Annotated in this window: 24 protein-coding genes; 16 read left to right on the forward strand and 8 right to left on the reverse strand. The window is 68.9% G+C overall.

Annotated elements, in window-relative coordinates:
* The gene (purT, locus tag BMW54_RS09170; protein WP_090054769.1) at positions 1 to 1,182 is read right to left on the reverse strand and encodes a formate-dependent phosphoribosylglycinamide formyltransferase; all 1,182 of its coding nucleotides are present in this window, start codon (positions 1,180 to 1,182) and stop codon (positions 1 to 3) included.
* A 114-nt stretch (positions 1,183 to 1,296) separates the two neighbouring features.
* On the opposite strand from purT, the gene BMW54_RS09175 reads away from it, so the two are divergent.
* From BMW54_RS09175 to BMW54_RS09195, 5 genes are all read left to right on the forward strand, one after another.
* On the forward strand, positions 1,297 to 2,823 hold the full coding sequence (locus BMW54_RS09175) for a transglutaminase-like domain-containing protein (protein ID WP_175472817.1): 1,527 nt from the start codon (positions 1,297 to 1,299) through the stop codon (positions 2,821 to 2,823).
* A gap of 49 nt (positions 2,824 to 2,872) precedes the next feature.
* Positions 2,873 to 4,390, forward strand: coding sequence for a transglutaminase domain-containing protein (locus BMW54_RS09180; RefSeq protein WP_175472818.1), 1,518 nt, complete (start codon positions 2,873 to 2,875; stop codon positions 4,388 to 4,390).
* Between the two features lie 84 nt (positions 4,391 to 4,474).
* Positions 4,475 to 5,962, forward strand: coding sequence for a transglutaminase-like domain-containing protein (locus BMW54_RS09185; protein WP_090054774.1), 1,488 nt, complete (start codon positions 4,475 to 4,477; stop codon positions 5,960 to 5,962).
* A gap of 66 nt (positions 5,963 to 6,028) precedes the next feature.
* Complete coding sequence (locus BMW54_RS09190) at positions 6,029 to 6,895, forward strand: SPFH domain-containing protein (RefSeq protein WP_090054775.1); 867 nt, start codon at positions 6,029 to 6,031, stop codon at positions 6,893 to 6,895.
* A gap of 7 nt (positions 6,896 to 6,902) precedes the next feature.
* Entirely contained in the window at positions 6,903 to 7,091 is a 189-nt protein-coding gene (locus BMW54_RS09195) for a type II toxin-antitoxin system antitoxin (RefSeq protein ID WP_090054777.1), read from the forward strand.
* 122 nt (positions 7,092 to 7,213) lie between these two features.
* Here the strand turns inward: BMW54_RS09195 and BMW54_RS09200 are convergent, their stop codons facing one another.
* Entirely contained in the window at positions 7,214 to 7,594 is a 381-nt protein-coding gene (locus BMW54_RS09200) for a DUF423 domain-containing protein (RefSeq protein WP_090054779.1), read from the reverse strand.
* 80 nt (positions 7,595 to 7,674) lie between these two features.
* Here BMW54_RS09200 and BMW54_RS09205 point away from each other — a divergent pair, with 80 nt between their 5' ends.
* Positions 7,675 to 8,289: an SCO family protein gene (locus BMW54_RS09205; RefSeq protein ID WP_090054780.1), complete on the forward strand. Its 615-nt coding sequence runs from the start codon at positions 7,675 to 7,677 to the stop codon at positions 8,287 to 8,289.
* The gene (locus BMW54_RS09210; RefSeq protein ID WP_254779176.1) at positions 8,286 to 8,726 is read left to right on the forward strand and encodes a copper chaperone PCu(A)C; all 441 of its coding nucleotides are present in this window, start codon (positions 8,286 to 8,288) and stop codon (positions 8,724 to 8,726) included. The genes BMW54_RS09205 and BMW54_RS09210 overlap by 4 nt, the downstream gene beginning before the upstream one ends.
* Before the next feature lie 34 nt (positions 8,727 to 8,760).
* Here the strand turns inward: BMW54_RS09210 and yccX are convergent, their stop codons facing one another.
* From yccX to BMW54_RS09225, 3 genes are read right to left on the reverse strand one after another with little or no spacing between them, the layout of a single operon-like run.
* Positions 8,761 to 9,030 (reverse strand): acylphosphatase, encoded by a 270-nt coding sequence (gene yccX, locus BMW54_RS09215; RefSeq protein ID WP_090054782.1) that lies wholly within the window; start codon positions 9,028 to 9,030, stop codon positions 8,761 to 8,763.
* A gap of 5 nt (positions 9,031 to 9,035) precedes the next feature.
* Positions 9,036 to 9,518, reverse strand: coding sequence for a TlpA family protein disulfide reductase (locus tag BMW54_RS09220; protein ID WP_090054784.1), 483 nt, complete (start codon positions 9,516 to 9,518; stop codon positions 9,036 to 9,038).
* Entirely contained in the window at positions 9,515 to 10,786 is a 1,272-nt protein-coding gene (locus BMW54_RS09225; RefSeq protein WP_090055879.1) for a YihY family inner membrane protein, read from the reverse strand. Before BMW54_RS09225 ends, BMW54_RS09220 begins: the two co-directional genes overlap by 4 nt.
* Before the next feature lie 76 nt (positions 10,787 to 10,862).
* Here BMW54_RS09225 and wrbA point away from each other — a divergent pair, with 76 nt between their 5' ends.
* Genes wrbA through BMW54_RS09245 form a run of 4 tightly spaced genes read left to right on the forward strand, consistent with a single transcriptional unit; the run spans position 10,863 to position 14,008 of the window.
* Entirely contained in the window at positions 10,863 to 11,465 is a 603-nt protein-coding gene (gene wrbA / locus BMW54_RS09230) for an NAD(P)H:quinone oxidoreductase (protein WP_090054785.1), read from the forward strand.
* A complete protein-coding gene (locus BMW54_RS09235; protein WP_090054787.1) occupies positions 11,462 to 11,809 on the forward strand; it encodes a DUF2069 domain-containing protein in 348 nt (115 codons plus the stop codon). Before wrbA ends, BMW54_RS09235 begins: the two co-directional genes overlap by 4 nt.
* Before the next feature lie 30 nt (positions 11,810 to 11,839).
* On the forward strand, positions 11,840 to 13,489 hold the full coding sequence (locus BMW54_RS09240) for an acyl-CoA dehydrogenase family protein (protein ID WP_090054789.1): 1,650 nt from the start codon (positions 11,840 to 11,842) through the stop codon (positions 13,487 to 13,489).
* A 33-nt stretch (positions 13,490 to 13,522) separates the two neighbouring features.
* Positions 13,523 to 14,008, forward strand: coding sequence for an asparaginase domain-containing protein (locus BMW54_RS09245; protein ID WP_090054791.1), 486 nt, complete (start codon positions 13,523 to 13,525; stop codon positions 14,006 to 14,008).
* Position 14,009: 1 nt separating this feature from the next.
* Here the strand turns inward: BMW54_RS09245 and BMW54_RS09250 are convergent, their stop codons facing one another.
* The gene (locus BMW54_RS09250) at positions 14,010 to 15,320 is read right to left on the reverse strand and encodes a S8 family peptidase (RefSeq protein WP_090054792.1); all 1,311 of its coding nucleotides are present in this window, start codon (positions 15,318 to 15,320) and stop codon (positions 14,010 to 14,012) included.
* A gap of 186 nt (positions 15,321 to 15,506) precedes the next feature.
* The gene (locus BMW54_RS09255; protein WP_090054793.1) at positions 15,507 to 17,345 is read right to left on the reverse strand and encodes a M4 family metallopeptidase; all 1,839 of its coding nucleotides are present in this window, start codon (positions 17,343 to 17,345) and stop codon (positions 15,507 to 15,509) included.
* A gap of 227 nt (positions 17,346 to 17,572) precedes the next feature.
* On the opposite strand from BMW54_RS09255, the gene BMW54_RS09260 reads away from it, so the two are divergent.
* The gene (locus BMW54_RS09260) at positions 17,573 to 18,025 is read left to right on the forward strand and encodes a DUF4279 domain-containing protein (RefSeq protein ID WP_090054794.1); all 453 of its coding nucleotides are present in this window, start codon (positions 17,573 to 17,575) and stop codon (positions 18,023 to 18,025) included.
* A gap of 11 nt (positions 18,026 to 18,036) precedes the next feature.
* Here the strand turns inward: BMW54_RS09260 and sufT are convergent, their stop codons facing one another.
* Positions 18,037 to 18,594, reverse strand: a complete 558-nt coding sequence (gene sufT, locus BMW54_RS09265; RefSeq protein ID WP_090054803.1) for a putative Fe-S cluster assembly protein SufT — start codon at positions 18,592 to 18,594, stop codon at positions 18,037 to 18,039.
* Positions 18,595 to 18,786: 192 nt separating this feature from the next.
* Here sufT and BMW54_RS09270 point away from each other — a divergent pair, with 192 nt between their 5' ends.
* The 4 genes from BMW54_RS09270 to BMW54_RS09285 all read left to right on the forward strand — a co-directional run bounded on the left by BMW54_RS09270 (position 18,787) and on the right by BMW54_RS09285 (position 20,850).
* Entirely contained in the window at positions 18,787 to 19,242 is a 456-nt protein-coding gene (locus tag BMW54_RS09270) for a hypothetical protein (RefSeq protein ID WP_090054805.1), read from the forward strand.
* An 83-nt stretch (positions 19,243 to 19,325) separates the two neighbouring features.
* Positions 19,326 to 19,949: an RNA polymerase sigma factor gene (locus tag BMW54_RS09275; RefSeq protein WP_175472819.1), complete on the forward strand. Its 624-nt coding sequence runs from the start codon at positions 19,326 to 19,328 to the stop codon at positions 19,947 to 19,949.
* Positions 19,946 to 20,317 (forward strand): hypothetical protein, encoded by a 372-nt coding sequence (locus BMW54_RS09280; RefSeq protein ID WP_090054806.1) that lies wholly within the window; start codon positions 19,946 to 19,948, stop codon positions 20,315 to 20,317. Before BMW54_RS09275 ends, BMW54_RS09280 begins: the two co-directional genes overlap by 4 nt.
* Before the next feature lie 5 nt (positions 20,318 to 20,322).
* Positions 20,323 to 20,850, forward strand: coding sequence for a DUF3106 domain-containing protein (locus BMW54_RS09285; protein WP_254779178.1), 528 nt, complete (start codon positions 20,323 to 20,325; stop codon positions 20,848 to 20,850).
* Positions 20,851 to 20,858 lie beyond the last annotated feature (8 nt).

The following is a 20,858-nucleotide window of genomic DNA, read 5'->3' on the forward strand; positions in this document are numbered from 1 at the left end:
TCAGAGCTCCACCCGGATGCGGCTGGCGGCACGTTTCGCCTTCTCGAGGGCTTCCTCGACGGTGCCGGCCCGGGCGAGCGTCACGGCCATGCGGCGACGGCCGCGGACCTCGGGCTTGCCGAAGATCCGCAACATCGTGCCCGTCTCCGCCAGCGCGTCGGCGATGCCGTGATAGGTGGGCGCGAGGCCTTCGCCCTCCACCAGGACGGCACACGACGCGGCGGGCGAGAACGAATGGATTTCCGGCACGGGCAGCCCGAGGATGGCACGCGCATGGAGCGCGAACTCGGAAAGATCCTGCGAAATGAGCGTCACCAGGCCGGTGTCGTGAGGACGGGGACTGACCTCCGAGAAGATCACCTCGTCGCCGCGCACGAAGAACTCGACGCCGAACACGCCCCAGCCGCCGAGCGCCGCGGTGATCGCATCGGCCTGGCGCTCCGCGTCGGCGCGCGCCGCGTCGCTCATCGGCTGCGGCTGCCACGATTCGCGGTAGTCGCCGTCCTCCTGGCGATGCCCGATCGGCGCGCAGAAGGATACGCCGTCACGGTGGCGTACGGTCAGCAGCGTGATCTCGTAATCGAAGTCGATGAACCCCTCGACGATCACCCTGCCCTTCCCCGCGCGGCCGCCGGATTGCGCGTAGTCCCACGCGGCAGCGGCATCGTCCGGCGTGCGCACGACGCTCTGTCCCTTGCCGGACGAACTCATCACCGGCTTCACGACACACGGCGTGCCGAGCTCCGCGACCGCGGCGAGGAAGGCTTCGCGCGTATCGCAGAAGCGGAACGGCGAGGTGGGCAGGTGCAGTTCGTCGGCCGCGAGGCGGCGGATGCCCTCGCGATCCATCGTGAGCCACGCGGCGCGCGCGGTGGGGATCACCTTGAGGCCTTCCTTCTCCATCTCGATCAGGGTCGGCGTGTGGATCGCTTCGATCTCCGGCACGACGAGGTGGGGCTTCTCCTCCTCGATCAGCGCGCGCAGCGCGGCGCCGTCGAGCATGTCGATCACGTGACTGCGATGAGCCACCTGCATCGCGGGTGCGTTCGCGTAGCGATCGACGGCGACGACCTCGACCGCGAACCGCTGCAGTTCGATGGCGACCTCCTTGCCGAGCTCGCCCGATCCAAGGAGGAGCACCCTGATCGCGGTGCGGGAGTGCGGCGTGCCGAAGGTCTTCATGGAGCGGTCCTCGATATGGATGGCGGCATTGTACCGGCCCGACCGAGCGCGATGCGGGTTGACGCCCGCGACCGCATGCGCTGTGATGCGTGGATGCCCGGTCATCAAGGACGAGTGCGCGCGCGACCCCGTTTCGTCGTCATCGCGGCGTTTCTCGCGATGTCGTCGGCGCACGCCGCCGACATCGGGACATGGATGGCCGTGACGATCGACGGCCGCAAGGTGGGACATGCCGAGATCCATCGCATCGTCGACGGCGATCGCGTCGTCACCACCCAGGTTCTCGACTACCACCTCATGCGCTGGAAGACGGGACTGCCACTCCGCACGGAAGGACGGTTCGAAGAATCCCGCGCCGGCGCACCGCTGGCGTTCACCGCGAGTGCGACGTCCGCGGGACAGACGACGACGGTCGAGGGCTTCGCGCGGACGGACGGCACGTTCCAGGTGTCGCGCGACGTCGACGGGCAGGCCTCGGTGGGCCTGCTCACGTGGCCGACCGCCGCGCTGCTGAGCGAAGGCCAGCGTCTCGATATCGTGCGCCATGGCTTCGCCGGCGGCACGACGTACACGATGCGAACCTTCGACGCGCTGAAGCAGGAGGTGGCCGACATCGCGCTCACCGTGGTCGGCGACGAGGTCGTCGAGCTGCCATCGGGCAACGAAACCCTCCACCACCTGCGCCAGACGTTCGTGGCGCGGCCACAGGGCGCCGCGATCGACATCTGGGTCGACGACCGGGGAGACACGCGTCGCAGCGTGCGCCCGATGCTCGGCAAGCGCATGGAACTCCTGGCCTGCGACGAGGCCTGCGCCCATGCGCCGGACCAGGATGTCGACATCCTGCGCGCCGCGATGGTCGGATCGCCGCGAACGATCCCGCGGGACATGTCGGACGCCGCCCTGCGTTACACGATCGAAGTACCGCGCGATAGACGCAATCCGTTCGTGGAGACGGGCGAACAGGAGGTCGTGGCGCACGACTACGGTTATCAGCTGACGATCGGCCCGCCGCAGGTACGGAAGGACGACGACGGTCCCACGCCCGGCGATGCCGCGCCGAACCCGTGGGTGCAGTCGACCGCGCCCGAGATCGTCGAGGCGGCGCGCGAAGTGGTGGGACGTTCCGGCAACGACCGCGACCGCATGGCGCGACTGCGCCGCTTCGTCTCGGGCTACATCGCCATCAACGACCTCGGCGTAGGCTATGCGTCGGCCCTCGAGACGTTCCAGACGCGCCGTGGCGACTGCACCGAGCACGCCGTGCTGCTCGCCGCGATGGGTCGGGCGATCGGTATTTCCACGCGCATCGTGTCGGGCCTCGTGTACATGCCGCGCTACGCCGGCGCGTCGCGCGTGTTCGTTCCGCATACGTGGGTGCAGGCGTGGATCAAGGATCGCTGGGTGAGCTTCGATTCCGCGATCGGCCGTTTCGACGCCACGCACATCGCGCTCGCCGTCGGCGACGGCGATCCGTGGCGATTCTTCTCGTCGCTCGGCGCGCTCGGCTCCATCACGATCCGCAAGGTGGACCTGCCCTTCCGCCAGATGCCGACGCGTCCCGACCCCTTCCAGGGCATGAACCGGCCCGAACCCTACCATCCGCCGACCAACGTGCCCGCCAGCGGCGGAAAACCCTGATCGCACGGCACCCGAACCGATGAACCACCCGACAGAAAGGACACGCGCCATGAGACGACGGATCGCCACCCTGCTTTGCCTGCTGTCGATCGGCGCGACGCACGCGACCGCGACGACGACCTGGATGGCCGTCACGCTCGACGGCCGCAAGGTCGGCAACATGCAGCTCGAGCGCGACGCCGGCGACGGCGATGTGCGTACCTCGCAGACGATCGAACTTCGCGTCGCCCGAGGCTCCGCACCCCTGACGATCCGCAGTGCGACGACCACCACGGAGTCGTCCGACGGGGAACCGCTCGCGTTCGTCTCGCGCAATGGCTCGTCGAGCCAGGAAACGCATATCGAGGGGCATCGTCGCGACGACGGCCGATTCCAGGTCACGACCCGCGTGGGCGGACAGACATCGGTCGGCTTGCTGAGCTGGCCGGAGGGCGCGCGACTGGGCGAAGGCCAGCGCCTCGCGATCGTGCGGGAAGGCTTCGCGGCGGGACATCGGTACACGATGCGTAACTTCGATCCGACCAAGCAGCAGGTCGCGACGCTCGACGTCGAGGTCGTCGGCGACGAGATCGTCGAGCTGCCGGGCGGCGACGAGCGCCTGCACCACCTGCGCCAGAGCCTCGCCGGATCGGGCGAAGCCCAGCGCCTCGACCTGTGGGTGGACGACGGCGGCAACATGCGCAAGGGGCTCTCGCCATCGATCGGCCATCGCATGGAGTTGATGGCGTGCGACGAAGCCTGCGCCAACGCGCCCGACCAGGACGTCGACGTGCTTCGCTCGGCGATGGTGATGGCGCCGCGCTTCATCACGCCCGCGCTGCGCGAGCAGGCGGCGCGCTACACGATGATCGTGTCGGGCGACCTTGCCAGCCCGTTCGCGGTCACCGACGAGCAGCAGGTCGTGTCGCGCGGCGACGGCGTGTACGAGGTGACGATCGGCGCGCCGCGCGCGCACGAGAAGGAGAGCGGCCCGACGAAGGAAGACCTCGCTGCGAATCCATGGGTGCAGTCGAACCATCCCGACGTCGTCGCGCTGGCCGGCGAAGCGGCCGGCGGCGCGGATACGGACATGCGACGCATGCTCCGCCTGCGCAGCTTCGTGTCCGGCTATATCCAGCCCACCGCGCTCGACGTGGGCTACGCCTCCGCGCTCGAAACGCTGCGCACCCGACAGGGCGACTGCACGGAGCACGCGGTGCTGCTCGCTGCGCTTGGCCGCTCGCTCGGCATCCCCACGCGCATCGTCACCGGGCTGGTCTATACGGACCGTTTCGCGAAGGCCTCGCATGTCTACGTGCCGCACACCTGGGTGCAGTCGTGGATCGACGGGCGCTGGGTGAGCTTCGATTCCGCGAACGTGCGTTTCGACACGACGCACATCGCCCTCGGCGTCGGCAATGGCGACCCCTGGCGATTCTTTTCGGCCATGGCGTCGCTGGGCCGGATCAGGATCGATCGCGTGTCGCCCGTCGAAGGCGTGATCTACAAGGCGCCCGCGCCCGTGCAGCGGGTCCTGCCCCGGGAACCGAACACCAGGGAGCCACCTCCGTCGAACGGGAAGCACTGAGCCGCACCACGCCGAATGGGGCACTTGACTCGCGCCGCCAACGTGCTGTGATGAGGGCGTCCCCAACAATCCGGACGTACGCTCATGAGACGCTGCCTGGCCGTCCTCGCCGTACTGTGCGCGCTTCCCACGGCCGTTCCGGCCGAGGAACGCTGGATGACCGTCCTGCTCGACGGTCGCAAGGTGGGGAGCCTGCGTATCGACCGCGAGGTCGAGGCCGACCGGGTGGTCACCCGTCAGGTCCTCGATTTCCGGATGACCCGGGCGAAGACGCCGATGGCGCTTCGCACGGAGCTGCGTTCGACGGAATCGGCGTCGGGCGCCCCTCTCGCCTTCTATGCCAGTACCCGGATGTCGAGCCAGGAGAACCTCGCGACCGGCCAGGTGCGCGACGACGGGCTGTTCCAGATCTCCAATACCGTCGGCGGCCAGTCGAAGATCGACCTCCTCATCTGGCCTGCGGGCGCCACGCTCGCGGAAGGCCAGCGCCTGACCGTCGTCCGCGAGGGATTCCGACCGGGCACCACCTACCGCGTGCGGAACTTCGACTCCACAAAGCAACAGGTCGCGAACGTCGACGTGACGGTCATCGGCCGGGAAGTGGTGACGATGCCCGACGAGACCCGCGAAACGCTGCACCATCTGCGCCAGTCCATCGCCGGATCGGCCACCGACCACAGCGTGGACATCTGGGTCGACGACGACGGCTACATCCGCCGCAGCGTCGCGCCGCTGCTCGGGTTCCGGCTGGAAATGGCCGCCTGCGACGCCGCGTGCGCGCAGGCGCCCGACCAGGATATCGACCTGCTCCGCGCCGCGATGATCGTCTCGCCGCGACCCATGGTCGCCGCGCTGCGCGTCGCGCCGGTGCGTTACACGATCAGCGTGCGCGGCAAGCACGCCAATCCCTTCGTCCAGACCGACGAGCAGAAGGTGTACTCGCTGGGCGACGGGGTCTACCTCGTCGACGTGGGCTTCGGCTCGCGGCACAGCGACGAGCCCGGCCCCCTGCCCGAGGACACCGCGCCGAATCCCTGGGTGCAGTCCGATGCGGAACCGGTGATCGCGCTGGCGAAACTCGCCGCGGGCGACGCGACGAGCGATCTGCAACGCATGCGGCGCATGCGCACCTTCCTCTCCGAATACATCACCGCGAAAGGGCTGGACGTCGGATACGCATCGGCGCTCGAGACCGCGACGACGCGGCGCGGCGACTGCACCGAACACGCGGTGCTCCTGACGGCCATGGCACGCGCGCTCGGCATCCCGGCACGCGTCGTCACCGGCATCGTCTACGCGGAACGCATGGGCGGCGCGAACCGCGTCTTCATTCCGCACGCGTGGGCGCAGGCGTGGATCGACAACCGCTGGATCAGCTTCGACTCCGCGCAGCGCCGCTTCGATTCCACCCATATCGCCATGGGCACGGGCAGCGGCGAGCCCTGGCGATTCTTCGCCGCGATGAGCACCCTCGGCAGCATTCGCATCGAACGCGCGTTGCCGGGGTCCAACCTCATGGACATTCCGGTCCCGGCCAGCGGGACGCAGGGCGGGGGTGGCCAGGCACCGTGACGGCACTTGAATCTGATATCAAGTTGATATCAACTACCTCCACATCTTCCAGGGGGAACCGCCGTCATGAATGAACGCTCCGCCGCATCCCTTCCGGGGATTCCGACGATCCTCGTCTTCCTCGTCGCGATCGTGCTCGTCGCCGGCTGGGTCTTCGGACAGGTCGCGCATGCCGGCAATCCGGCGGCGACCGGCGCCTTCGTGCTCATTCCGCTGTTCGCGTTCCTGGCGAAGGGTTTTTTCCAGGTGCAGCCGAACCAGGGCCAGGTGATGCAGCTGTTCGGCAAGTACGCCGGCACGGAGCGGCGCGAGGGCCTGCGCTGGACCAACCCGTTCTACTCGCGCCGCCCGGTGAGCCTGCGCGTGCGCAACTTCGAGAGCGGTCGCCTGAAGGTGAACGACAACGACGGCAATCCGATCGAGATCGCGGCGATCGTGGTCTGGCAGGTCGTCGACACGGCCGAGGCCGTGTTCTGCGTCGACGACTACGAGAACTTCGTGCAGATCCAGAGCGAGTCGGCGCTGCGCCAGATGGCGCAGAGCTACGCGTACGACGCGCACGACGATGCCAAGGCGTCGCTGCGTAGCCACGGCGAGGAAGTGAACAACCACCTGCGCCAGGAAATCGAGGCGCGCCTCAACAAGGCGGGCGTGCAGGTCATCGAATCGCGCATCAGCCACCTCGCCTACGCGCAGGAGATCGCCCAGGCGATGCTCCAGCGCCAGCAGGCCGGCGCGATCGTGGCGGCGCGCGAGCGTATCGTGGAAGGCGCCGTCGGCATGGTCGCCCTCGCGCTCGACCAGCTACGCGCGCAGGGTGTGGTCGAACTCGACGAGGAACGCAAGGCGGCGATGGTCTCGAACCTGCTCGTCGTCCTGTGTGGCGACCGGGCCACGCAGCCGGTCGTCAACGCCGGTTCGCTCTATAACTGATCCGATCGTGGCGGCCGAGAAGAAAGCCTATCCGCTACGCGTGAGCGCGACCGTCCTCGAGGCCATGCAGGCGTGGTCCGAGGACGAACTGCGCTCGCTCAACGCGCAGATCGAATACGTGCTGCGCGACGCGCTGCGCCGCGCGGGACGCCTGAAGCCGCGGGCCATCGAACCGATCGACGATCCGGAAGGCTGATAGCGACCGATCCGTGGCGACATCGTTTCGTCGTAGGTGCGCGCCCTGCGCGCGACATCGTTTCGCGAAGCGCTCAGGTCCGGAACGCACGGCCGCAAAACATGTCGCGCGCAAGGCGCGTCCTACGTGGCTCGTGCGCGCACGGCGATGGCCAACGCGATCCACCCCACGATGAACGCCACGCCGCCGAACGGCGTGATCGCGCCCACGATCCGCGGTGCCCCGAGGGCGAGCGCATAAAGGCTGCCCGAGAAGAGGACGATACCCGCGACGAACGCCCATACCGCCACGCCACGCGCCCGACCGGCGGCCGGCACGAGCACCGCCAGGGCCAGCGCCAGCGCATGCCAGAAGTGGTACTCGACGCCCGTGTGCCACGTGCCGAGCGCGGCATCGCCGAGCACGCCGCGCAGCGCGTGGGCACCGAAGGCGCCGACCGCCACGGCGGACGCGCCAGCCGCGCCGACGAGCACAGCCTCTGCCAGGGGGACATGTTGTCGCATCGAAGGCATTCCTCATCCGGGGGCGCCTGCCCGCGCGGGCGGGTGGCGTATCCTGCGCAGGATATCTCGCGGAGCATCGCATGACGCCGTCCACCCGCCGGGTCTTCCTGGCACTGATCGCCCTGCTCGCCCTCGTGTCCCTCAGCGCCTGCCAGCGTGAGCCACAGCCGGAGTGGCGCCTCAACGATGTGTCCGGCCACCTGCCCGACCTCGACTTCCGGCTCACGGACGACAACGGCAAGCCCGTGACCGGCGCCGACTTCAAGGGCAAGGTGACGGTGATGTACTTCGGCTACACGCACTGCCCCGATGTCTGCCCGTTGACGCTGACCCAGCTGCACGTCGTGCTCGATCGCCTCGGTGCGCCCGCGGACAAGGTGCGCATCCTGTTCGTCAGCGTCGATCCCGCGCGCGACACGCCGGCCATCATGCATGCCTACGTGAACGCCTTCGACAAGCGCGCCGTCGGCCTCGTCGGCTCCGGCCGCGACGTCGAGGCACTGGCCAAGCGCTATCGTTCCGCGTTCACGCGCGAGCCCGACCGGGGCGACGGCAATTACGAGGTCAGCCACAGCTCGGCGATCTACATCTTCGACGGCGACGGCAAGGCGCGCCTGCTGGCCACGCCCTCCGCCTCGCAGGACGATATCGTCCACGACCTGCACCTGCTCACTTCGATGGAGTCCACGCCATGATGGTTCGCACGATCGCCGCCGCCCTGCTGCTCGCCGCCGGCGCCGCCCACGCGACGGATACGGTGAGAGCTTCCGGCGCGTGGATCCGCGTGCTGCCCGGCAACCTGCCGGCAGGCGGCTACGCCACGTTCGAGAATCCCGGCGACGGCAAGGTCTCGATCACCGACGCGACCAGCGCGGATTATGGCGAGGCGATGATCCACCGGAGCAGCACGGAAACCGGCATGGGCCGCATGGAAATGGTGGACGAGGTGCCCGTGCCCGCCAGGGGCAAGGTCGCCTTCTCGCCGGGTGGCTACCACGTGATGCTGATGAATCCGAAGCACCCGGTGAAGCCCGGCGACACGGTCGTCGTGACCTTCACCCTTTCCGACGGATCGACACTGGCCGTGCCCTTCCTGGCGCGACCGGCGAACGCGAAGGGGCTGGCGGACTGACCACGCCGCGGCGCAGCGGCGCGGACGAACACCTTCAGCGGATGTCGAATGCCTCCGGCAACTCATGCACCGAGAGTTCCTCTCGGTAGAGTTCGTCCACCCTCGCGTGCTCCGGGCCGTCGCGCAGCCACTCCTCCATGGACTCGATCGCGCCGCGGTCGCCGTACACGACCACCTCGACGCTTCCGTCGGACAGGTTCTTCGCGAACCCCGTGAGGCCGAGCCCCAGCGCGCGCTCGCGGGCCGAAGCTCTGAAGAACACGCCCTGTACCTTGCCCCTGACGACGAAACGCGTGGCTTGCATGATCGCTACCCCTTCGGGTTCGGATGCTTCGACATCTCGTCCCTGAGCTTTTCGGCGGTCACGGGACCGACGAACCGTCTGGCCAGGCGACCGTCCGGTGCGATCAGCCAGCTGGTTGGCAGCCCCTTGGCTTCGCCGAAATCCTTCGGCGGCGCGGTGACGTCGACCTGCGCGATCGGGTACGACACCGGGTGCTTTCCGAGGAAGGCTTCGATTTCCTTCGGGTCCGTGTCCTCGTACGCCAGACCGATGGCCGTGACGTCCTTGCGGCCTTTCACGAACGCCGAGATGTCCGGCATCTCCTTGATGCACGGCACGCACCACGTCGCCCAGTAATTGACGAGCACCCACTTGCCGCGCTGCGCGGCGAGGTCGAACGGCTTGCCGTCGAGGGTCTTCACGGAAAGCTGGTAGACCTTGATGTCGTCCGCGGCGAACGCGGGAAGAGCGATCGCGAGGGCGGCAGCGGCGAGCAGGCGGCGGATCATGCGGGGGAATCCTCGGTGGGGACCGGAACCGGCGGGGGCGGAAAAAGGGCGTCGAGTCTCGCGCCGAGCGTGGCGTCGAGCGCTTCGGCCAGATTATCCAGCAACCCGAGAAGCTCGGGTGGAAGAACGATTCCCAGACGCTGGACCTGTTCCCGGGGATGCAGCGGCAGACGGTACTGGGTACAGCGGTAGACGCGCAGCAGTTCGGTGGCGTCGAGGCTGCGGGTGAGCAGCCAGCCGCCGGCTTCGCCGCGCTGGATCATGTCCGCGCGCTGCAGGTCGTCGAAATAGCAGGCGATCGCGCTCGACGGCAGATAGGGCTCGCGCACGCGCACGATGGCGGGGTCGACGCTCTCCCCCGTCCGCTGCGCATGGACGAAGTGCTGGAGCACCACCAGCAGGCCGATGAATTCCGCCCCTTCGGGCAGCGCCTCGTGAGGCACGACGTATTCGAACGCGGAGATCGACGCCGCGATGGACGCGCCGAGGATCACGATGATCCACGAGAGGTAGATCCACAGGAGGAAGATCGGGATCGCGGCGAGCGCGCCGTAGATCTCTTCGTAGTTCGGCGAATTGCGGATGAACTGCGCGAAGCCCCAGCGCGCGCCCTCGAACAGGATGGCACCCAGCAGCGCGCCGATGGCCGCGTGCCGCCACGAGACGCGGCGGTTGGGGATCATCGTGTACATCAGCACGAGGGTGACGAAGGTGATCGTGAAGGGCAGCAGGTTGAGCAGGCTGCTCTGCGTCGCCAGCGTGTCCGCCGCCTCGTGCAGCAGCGGGAACGCCGCGATGTACGAGGAGAGCGCCAGGCCGCCGACGACGAGGATAGGCCCCAGCGTGAGCGCGGCCCAGTACAGGAGCAGGCGCGAGGTCCAGCCGCGCGGCTTGCGGACGCGCCAGATCCGGTTGAGGCGATCCTCGATGCTGACCATCATCGATACGGCGCTGAACAGCATCACCAGGATCGAGATGCCCGTCAGCTGGCTCGCCTTGTCGGCGAAGGCGAGCATGTATTCCTGGATCTTCATGCCGGTCGCCGGCACGAAATTCTGGAAAGCGTAGTTGGCGAGCGCGCCCCGCCACTCGGCGAACACCGGGAACGCCGAAAGGATCGCGAAGACGGCCACCGTGAGCGGCACCAGCGACACCAGTGTCGTGTACGACAGGGCGCCCGCCGTTTCGAAGCACTTGTCGTCGACGAAGCGCAGCCAGGTGAAGCGCGAAAAACTCAGCGCGCGGTCGCGGTCGATGCGCAGCGGCATGTCCATCCTCATCCCGAACGATTGGGAACACGTGTCAGTTCTGCGAGACTAGCCGCCTTCGTAAAGGTGGCCATCCATGTCCCACGACGTCCTCGTACTCTACTACAGCCGCAGCGGCCACACGGCCCAGCTCGCCCGGTTCATCGCGCGTGGCGTCGAGGAAGTGCCCGGCATGCGCGCGCGCCTGCGCCAGGTGCCGCCGGTGGCGCCCGTGACCGAGACGGCCATGCCGCCCGAGCCCGAGGAAGGCGCGCCGTACGTGTCGCGTGTCGACCTGGTCGAGTGCGTGGCGCTGGCCATGGGCAGCCCGACGCGGTTCGGCAACATGGCCGCGCCCCTGAAACACTTCCTCGATACCACGGGCGCCGAATGGGCCTCCGGCGCGCTCGCGGGCAAACCCGCCGCGGTGTTCACGTCCACCAGCACGATGCATGGCGGACAGGAGGCCACGCTGCTGTCGATGGCGCTGCCCTTGCTCCACCACGGCATGCTCCTGGTCGGCATTCCCTATACCGAGCCCGCCCTGAACGCCACGCTCACGGGCGGCACGCCATACGGCGCCAGCCATGTCGCCGGTACGCGCGGCGACAACGCGATCAGCGAGCACGAACGCGAACTGGCACGGGCGCTGGGCAAACGCATCGCCGATGTCGCGCGACGCCTGGGCACCCCGGCATGACCGTGGCGCTGAGCACGGCGCAGAAGGTGGGACTGGCCGCGTGGGCGGGCCTCCTTCTCGTGCAGGTGCTGTGGTATTCGCTCTACCCACCCGTCGCCATCCCCACATGGGTAGCCTTCGCCCTGACCGTGCCGGCGCTACTGCTTCCGCTTTTTTCGCTGCCCAACGTGACGCGTGCCCTGCTCTGGGTCGGCATCCTCGCGCTGTTCTATTTCTGCCATGGCGTGGCGGAAGCCTGGAGCTCGACCGGCGACCGCTGGCTCGCGTTCATCGAGGTGGCGCTCACCCTGCTGCTGATCGGCACGCTCGGCGCTGGCGTACGACGCCGCAGCGGTGCACGCTAGGCGCATCGACGCCGGCTCGAGGACACGACGATGGGTTTTGTGCAGGAGGCGCCGCGACTGGCGCATCCCTTCCGCCACGATCGCGTGCTCAACGCGTGGCTCGACAATCGCCTGCCCGCCGACCGGCTGGACCACGCGCGGCCGGACCTCGAAGCGCTGGGCGATTACGCCGTCATGGCCTGGGATCGCCGTACGCGCACGCCGCGTGTCGAGCCCGTGCTCACGCAATGGGACGCCTGGGGCAACCGCGTCGACCGGATCGCCCTCACGCCCGCCTGGGAGGAAGGCCCGGCACTGACGACCCGCCACGCGGTGCTCGCGGCCGGCCATGCGGGGACGCCCTGGGCGCGCGTCGAGGAATTCGCCCGCGTCTACCTCTATCACGTCGCCAGCGAATTCTGGTGCTGCCCGCTCGCGATGACCGACGGCGCCGCCACGGCGCTGCACGCGTCGGGCAACACCGTGCTGATGAAACGCGCGCTGCCCCGGTTCCTCAGCCGCGACCCCGCGACCTTCTGGCTCTCGGGACAGTGGATGACCGAAACGCCGGGCGGCTCGGACGTGGGCCGCACCGAGACCGTGGCGCGCCAGGACGCGGAGGGGCAATGGCGCCTGTACGGGCGCAAGTGGTTCAGTTCGGCGGTCGTCGGCGAGGCCGCGCTCGCTCTCGCGCGTCCCGAGGGTGCCGGCGGTGGCACCTCGGCGCTCGCGCTATTCTATGTCGAGACGAAGGACGAGCACGGTGCCTGGCAGGGCATCACGATCGACCGCCTGAAGAAGAAGCTCGGCACGCACGAACTGCCCACGGCGGAGATCCATCTCGACGGGCTGGCGGCGACGCCCGTCGGACCGCTCGATCACGGCGTGCGGCAGATCGCGCCGATGCTCAACGTCACGCGCACGTGGAACGCCGTGTGCGCGGTGGCGAGCATGGCCCGCGCGATTTCGCTCGCCCGCGATTACGCGAGGCGGCGCGACGCGTTCGGCGCGCGGCTCGTCGAGCACCCGCTGCACGCGCGCACGCTGGCCGACATGCAGGCGGAATTCGAAGGCGCGTTCGCGCTCGCCTTCCACGTCGCCGAACTGCTGGGCCGGACCGAACATGGCGAGTGCGAGCCGCACGAGCCCGCGCTGCTCCGCCTGCTGACGCCGCTGGCGAAACTGTGGACCGCGAAGGTTTCCATCCGCGTCGTGTCCGAAGCGATCGAATGCTTCGGCGGCGCCGGCTACATCGAAGATACCGGCCTGCCGCAATTGCTACGCGACGCGCAGGTGTACGCGATCTGGGAGGGCACGACCAACGTGCTCTCACTGGACATGCTGCGGACCCTGTCCAGCGGAATCGTGCCGCTGAGGCACGCGATCGGCGGATTGCTTCCTGCGGGCGACCCGCACGAACGGAACGCGATCGTGGCGGCTCTCGACGCGACCGAGGCGCTGCTCGGCGAGATCGTGGCCGACCGCGCCTCGCTGGAGGCGTCGGCCCGGGGCATCGCCTACACCCTGGCGCGGACGATGGCCGCGGCCCTGCTCGTCCGCGCCGCGAACTGGGGCGACGCCGCGGGCGATCCCCGTCCCCGCGCCGCCTGCCGGCGCTTCATCGAGCGGGGCCTCGACCGGCTCGCCCTTCCGGCCAACGAGGACGACGCCCTGCTCGCGGGGGACAACCCTGTAGAATGAGGGCCCCGTTTCACCCCCTTCCCAGGTCACTCCATGCAGCAGCTCACCATCGTCACCACCGGCGGCACCATCGACAAGGTCTATTTCGACGACAAGTCGGATTACCAGATCGGCTCGCCGCAGATCGGTGACATCCTCCAGCAGCTGGGCGTCGCTTTCCGCTTCGACGTGATCCCCATCCTGCGCAAGGACAGCCTGCACGTCACCGACGAGGATCGCGCGCTGATCCGCAGCACCATCGAAGCCCAGCCGCACCGCCATGTCCTCGTGACGCACGGCACCGACACCATGGTCGACACGGCGCGCGTGCTCGCGGGTATCGAGGGCAAGGTGATCGTGCTCACGGGTGCGCTCAATCCGGCGCGGTTCCAGGGTTCCGACGCCGTGTTCAACATCGGCTGCGCGGTCGGCGCGGTGCAGACGCTGGCCGACGGCGTCTACATCGCGATGAACGGGCGTGTGTGGGATCCGGCCGCGGTTCGCAAGAACCGCGACGCGAACCGCTTCGAGGCGATCTGATTCAGCGCGGGGCGCGGTCTTCGAAGACCGCGTCCACCGTTGCCCCGGCATCCATCAGGCCGGCGCCGCAACCCTTGGGGCACGGGCCAGGCAACGGGCGCGCGTTGTCCACCAGCTGACGCGTGACAGCGTCCACGTCGATGGCCGGATCCACCGACCGCATGAGCGCCACCAGCGCCGACACGTGCGGCGCCGCCATCGAGGTGCCGGCCTTCCAGGCGAACGCCGGCCGTTCCCGACCGCGCTGCCCGCCATCCACGGAAGACACGATGTCGTCCGCGCCCACCTCGGTGAGGCTTCCGCCGGGTGCCGCGAGGGTCACGCGATCGCCGAAATTCGAGTACCAGGCCATCGCTCCGTCACGGGCCAGCGCGCCGACCGTGACGACGCCGGGGCAGTTCGCCGGCATCGCGGCGGATGCCGGCATCTCCTCGTTGCCCGCGGCGGCGACCACCACCGAGCCACGGGAGCGCGCGCCATCGATCGCGCGGGAGAACGTGCCGCTGCACGCGCCCGGCACGCCGAGGCTGAGATTGATCACGTCGGCGCGTCGCTCCACCTGCGGCACGCCCGGCACCTCGCCACCGCTCGCCCAGACGATGGCATCGGCGACGTCGGACATCCGTCCGCCGCAGCGTCCCAGGACGCGAACGGGCAGGAGCTTCGCCTCGGGCGCCAGCCCGATCATGCCCGGCAGGTTGCCGGCACGGGCCGCGACGATGCCGGCGACGTGGGTGCCGTGCCACGACGAGCGGCGGGCGGATGTCGCGCCGCACTCGCCGGGATCGTTCCAGTCGCCCTCGTCGGTCGGGTCGGCGTCGCGACCGTCGCCGTCTCGTGCCTGCTGCGCATCGCCTACGAAGTCGTAACCGCGCAGCAGCTGCCCATCGAACTCGGGGTGGGGCGTGATGCCGGTATCGAGCACGGCGACGACGGCGCCGGCGCCGCGCGTGCGCCGCCACGCGACTTCGGCATCGACGCCGACTCGCGGGTCGTGCAGGTTCCATTGGCGCCGCCACAACGGATCGGTGACGGCCGTCGGCTGCAGCCAGACGTCTTCCTCCACCGACACGACGCCGGGCAGCGCCACGAGGTGTGCCACGTTGCCGTCCGACACCTCGAACACCTCGCCGCCCGTCGCGACGCTGCGCACGTGGCGTGGCACGACGTCGCGCGCGCTCGTCGCGCGTAACGGGCGACGGGCCACGGCCGCCGCGGCGGGATCGGTGAAGTGCACGATGTAACGGACGGGCTCGGCCATGGCCGAAGCGGATGCGAGCGAGAACAGCAGCGCGACGGGGAGGATGCGCATGAGGAATTCCTTTGGGGTGGGGTCCGTTCACCGTAGGAAATGCGTGTCCTGGCGGGAATCCGATGTCGCCCGCGCCGGTGCGTCAGTGTTTCCGCGCCCCGCCGCTAAGCGCGAGCGGTGCGGGCGGCGCACAAGAAAAGGCCCGGGCGTCGCCGCCCGGGCCTTCATGCTGCCTATGCCTGCGCGTTACGGCGTCCAGGTCGCCTTCAGCGAGACGCCCGAGAAGGTGCTGTAACCACGCACCTTGACGTAGTACGTGCCGGCCTGCGGCGCGGCGAACGTGCACGACTCGTTGTTGCCGTTGAGGTAAGGACGGCAGTTGTAGCTCGACGTCGTCGGCGCGGAACCGAACTTCACGTAGAGGTCCGCGTCGCCCGTGCCGCCGCTGGTGGCGATGGTCAGGTTCGACGCGCCGGCGCTGACCACGACGGTGTAGCTGAGCTCCGTGCCCGAGCTTCCCGCCAGGCCCGTCTTGGCGACGCCGTTCTGCAGCTGCGAGCTACCACCGCCGCCGCCCGTCGAGCAGCTGACGCCGACCGCCGTGAAGGCCGCGGCGACGTCCGTGGCGGAGTAGCCGAGATCGGTCGCGGCGCTCGCCACGCCGCACGCGCCGGTGTTGAACGTCGAATTGGCCGTCCAGTACAGCGCGTTCGCGCGGGCGAAGACCTTGAACGCCTTGACGGTGTCCCAGTTCGTCTTCTTCGCCAGCGTGCAGAACGCCTTGTTGTAGACACCCGACGAGTAGTGCACGTCGAGACCGTTGTAGTACTGCGACGCGTTGTCGATCGACGCGCCGTCCTGCGAGGGCGTGCACATGTAGCGAAGGGCGTCGCCGATACCCGCGCTGGTCTTGACGATGTCCGAGCCCACGAGGAAGTCGTTGCTGCCACGGTCGTAGTACTCGGCCGCTTCGCCTGCGATGTCCGAATACGCTTCGTTCATGCCGCCCGACTGACCGGAATAGGCGAGGTTCGAGTGTTGCTCCGTGTAACCGTGGCTGATCTCGTGCGACGTCACGTCGAGCGCCACCAGCGGATAGAACGTGCTGGCGCCATCGCCGAAGGTCATGGAGCTGCCGTCCCAGAAGGCGTTCTCGTAGGCGTTGCCGTAGTGCACCTTCATGATCAGCACCTGGTTCAGGGGTGCCGCGCCGGTGTACGCGGTGTACATGTCATGCACGACGCCGCCGAAATGGTGCGCGTCGTTGATAGGGCCGTAGGCGCCGTTGACGGCGTCGCCGCTGGAATTGAAGCAGGTGAAGCTCCACAGCGTACCGCTGCCGGAGGTGGCCTTCTTCATGTTGTACGACTTCACGTACGCGTTCTGCGCCGTACAGGTGCTGCCGGACTGCGTGACGCGAAGTGCAGGCTTGCCGCCCGCGCCCCACGTGTACTGCCCTGTTTTCTGATTGCCGCCGGGACCGGTCGCGTCGACTTCCGCGTTGGTCAGGCCTTCCCACTGTTCGATGATCTGCCCGGTGTTCGCGTCGACGATCGCCGTCGGACGCGATGGCGTGTCGCCGCCGACGAAATACGAGGTCAGGTAGACCAGACGCGCCGGCGCGCCTTCGACGGGATAGACGTAGAGGTCGGCCTTGACGTTCTCCGGCTTCGACGCGGCGCCGACCGTGCGCGCCTGCTTCGTGAGCGCCGCGACGGCGGCCGCCTGGTCGAGCCGCGGGGTCACGGAGGCGATGTCCACCTGGAGGTCGGAACTGACGATGCCGTTGGCGACGAGCGAATTGCCCTGGGCGTCCTGCTCCACGGCGATGCTGCGGCCATACACCGGCACGCCCTTGAACGTCTGCTGCATGCGTACCGTCTGCGTGCCGCGCACCGTCGGCAACGCGGTCTTCGCGACGAACGCGTTGTCGGACGTGAGGCCGAGCTTCACCGCGAGCTGGCTGGCCGGGACGGCACCGAGGCTCTGCGCGTGAAGCGCCTGCTCGGTGCCGGCCGTGGCGGCCGATGTGGCGGCGATGGCCAGGGATGCGGCCAGGAGCTTCCTACGAACATGACTTGCCATTACGTTCCTCCTCCGGAAATGGGCCACACCCAGCCATTGCGGCCGTGGGGACCACATTTCGAACGAATCAAAGTTCGCGCCGAGGCGCGATGCCCGTGTAACCCGCGGTCCCCTTACCGAAGGTCGCCGTCAACCTAGCGCAAGAAACCACGGTCGACTACCTAGGGATTTCCCTAGGCGGCGCAAAAACGCGATGCTACGCACACGACGACCGCGAAGGACCTCCGATGAGCGCCACCGACGACATCGATCTCGAACTGCGGCAGCTCACGCCGTCCGTGCGGGCGGCGTTTCGCCTGACGTCGGAGCGCCACACGCTGGATCATCTTCTGGGGGAGATCGGACTCGAGGGAGCCACCACGTGGCAAAAGGGCGAGAACATCGCCGCGTCGGACCTGCAGCGCAGGACGAACGGCTGGTGCTTCGAGCTACCGTGGCAGCGTACGTACATGCTCGATGACGCGCTGAGCGAACTGCTGCGCGCGTTGACGCCTCATCGCGACGAGATCGTCGCCGCGGCGCGTGCCCTCGACCTGGATGCGCACTTCGCGCTGGAGACGCGCATGTACGCCGAACGCGCGCCCGCCGCCTATCTGTCGCCGGCGAACGTCAAGGCGATCGCCACCTATGGGGCGTCGCTCGACACGGCGGTGACGCCATCCGTGCCGGAGCGATCCTGAGCGACGAGCGCTCAGAGCATGCCGGTCTCGAGCTTGGCGGCGTCGGACATCATCGAGTGATTCCAGGGCGGATCGAACACGAGATCGACGTCGGCCTCGGCCACGGTCGGGATCAGCTCGAGCTTGGTGCGGACGTCGTCGACGAGGATGTCGCCCATGCCGCAACCGGGTGCCGTCAGCGTCATCTTGACGTACACCTTGCGGGAGCCCTCGTCGCTGGATTCCAGCGCGACGTCGTAGACGAGGCCCAGCTCGACCACGTTGATCGGGATCTCGGGATCGAAGCAGGTGCGCAGCTGCTGCCAGACGAGCTTCTCGACGTCGTCGTCCGACGCGCCGTCCGCCAGTTCGATCGCCTTCGGCGGCTCCTTGCCCAGCGCATCGGCATCGTTGCCGGCGATGCGGAAGAGATTGCCTTCCACGTAGACCGTGAAACTGCCACCCAGCGCCTGGGTGATGTAGCCGATCTGCCCGGCCGGGAGCGTCACCGTCTCGCCCTGCGGCACCATGACCGCCTGACAGTCGCGCTCGAGGGTGAAAGGTTCGCTGCTGAGGCTGAAACCGCTCATTGCTGTCCTGTGAAGGCCGCACCGCGGCCGCAAAGTCGTCGATTATGCGCCCGGGCGGGGCACCCGGGTAAGCATCCACCGGCTCAAGGTCGGGGCGACCGCGCTCCGCCTCAAGAGCGCGACGCGGGCGCGCCCGCTATCATGGCCGCTTTGCCCGAGCCGTCGATCCCATGCGCGACCTGACCGTTCCCCATGCCCTCTGAGCGTTCCGGCCCCGCCACGCTGCTCTTCGGGGTGCTCTGCGCCGCGACCTTCGGCTTCGCGGTCGGCGCCGTGTGGATGGTGCCGCAGATGATGTTCGGGCGCGCGCTTCCCGCGCTGGTCCTGCCCGCCGGGTGGGTGCTGGGCGTCGTCGTCCGGCGCTGGCTGCGCTTCCAGGGCCTCACCGGCGCCCTGCTCGCGGCGGGCGCGACGCTCCTGGCGGCCGCCTACACCGCCTGCCTCGTGGCGGCGGCCACCATCGCGGGCATGATGGGCATGGGGCTGGGCGAGACGATTTCCGACGCCGGCCCGGGCATGCTGCTCGCACTGGCCCGTCTGGCGCAGGGCCCGGGCGACTACGCGCTCGCGGGCGCCGGTGCGCTGCTGGCGGCGCTCGTCGCCTTCCCCCTTCGCTCGCGCCGTGGGGGCGCACTTCAGAAGCCGTAAATCCCCCGTCGCGGAAGATATTTCGCCCAGCGGACAGTCAACCGGCGGTCGGCGACCGCGTTTACCGGAGTGGAAACGAGCCGATGGAGCACGAGGATGCGGATACCGACGAAGCGGAGAAAGGCGTGAACGCCTCGCTCGCGCTCGACAGCGCGTCGCTCGACGACATCCGGGACGTGCCCGCGACCATGGATGCCTTCCTGGCGTCCATCGAGCGGCGCGCCTGGCGCATGGCGGAGATCCACCTAGGCAACCGCGAGGACGCGCTGGACGCCGTGCAGGACGCCATGATGCGGCTGGTGCACCACTACGGCGCCAAGCCCGCGGGCGAGTGGACGCCGCTGTTCTGGGGCATCCTGCGCCGCCGCATCGTCGACCTGCAGCGGCGCCGCAAGGTCCGCTCCATCGTGGTCGGCTGGCTCGGTGGCGGCAAGGACGACGACGGCGACGAGCTGCCTACCTGGGAGCCCGCCGACGACAGTCCCGACCCGTCCGGGCGACTGCAGGATTCGCAGGCCTACGGCGACATCGTGGCGGCGCTGCGCAACCTGCCGCGGCGCCAGCGCGAGGCGTTCACGCTGCGGATCATGGAAGGCCTGGACGTGGCCGAAACCGCGGCGGCCATGGGCTGCTCCGACGGTAGTGTGAAGACCCATCTTTCGCGCGCGATGCATGCGCTGCGCGAGCAACTGGAGGCATGGCGATGAGCCAGCACGATCGGGAACTCGAACGTCGCGCCAGGGAGCTGTTCCTGCGCGCCAGCCAAGACGTGGATCCGGCCATGTCGGGACGCCTCCGGGCGGCCCGGCGGAGCGCCCTGTCCCGGCCCCACGCCTCGGCGGCGCGGCGTCTGCTGCTGCCCGCGGGCGCCTTCGCGGTGCTGGCGCTGGCCAGTCTCATCGTCTGGCAGCCGGGCGGCTCGCCGCCTTCGCCGGCGTCGATCGGCGCCGCCGTCGAGAGCGACCCCAACGACCTGCCGCCCGATGCCGACAGCGCCGATCCGGCGCTCTACAAGGACCTCCAGTTCTACAGCTGGCTGGCCTACAACGACACCAAATCCCCGTCCCGCAAGTGACCGCCATGCGCCGCGTCCCGTTCGTCCTCACCCTCCTGCTCGCCATGGCCGCGCCGTTCGCCACGCCGGCGCAGGATCGACCGCCGCCGCCCGGCGCCGACGCGCCCCTGCCGGCGCCGCGGCCGTGGAGCGCCCTGTCGGCGGATGAAAAGGACATCCTCGCGCCGCTGGCGAAGGAATGGGACACGTTTCCGCCGCAACGCCAGTCGAGGATGCTCGACAAGGCGCAGCGCTGGCGTGGGCTGCCGCCGGAGCGTCGCGCGCAGATCCGCGAACGCATCGAGCGCTGGCAGCAGATGACCCCGCAGGAGCGGGACGAGGCGCGGCGCAACCGGCAGAAGTTCCAGGACCTCAGCCCGGAACAGCGCGACCGCCTGCACGATGCCTTCGAACGCTTCCGCAGCCTCACGCCGCAGCAGCGTGACGCCCTGGTGGACAAGTGGCGCGGCCTGACGCCGGATCAGCGTCGGGACGCGATCGACCACCTCGGTCCCAACGACGCCCTGCCTCCGCCACCGCCGCCGCGAAACTGACGGCGGGC

The sequence above is a fragment of the Luteibacter sp. 329MFSha genome, from assembly GCF_900111665.1.
Lineage (GTDB): Bacteria > Pseudomonadota > Gammaproteobacteria > Xanthomonadales > Rhodanobacteraceae > Luteibacter.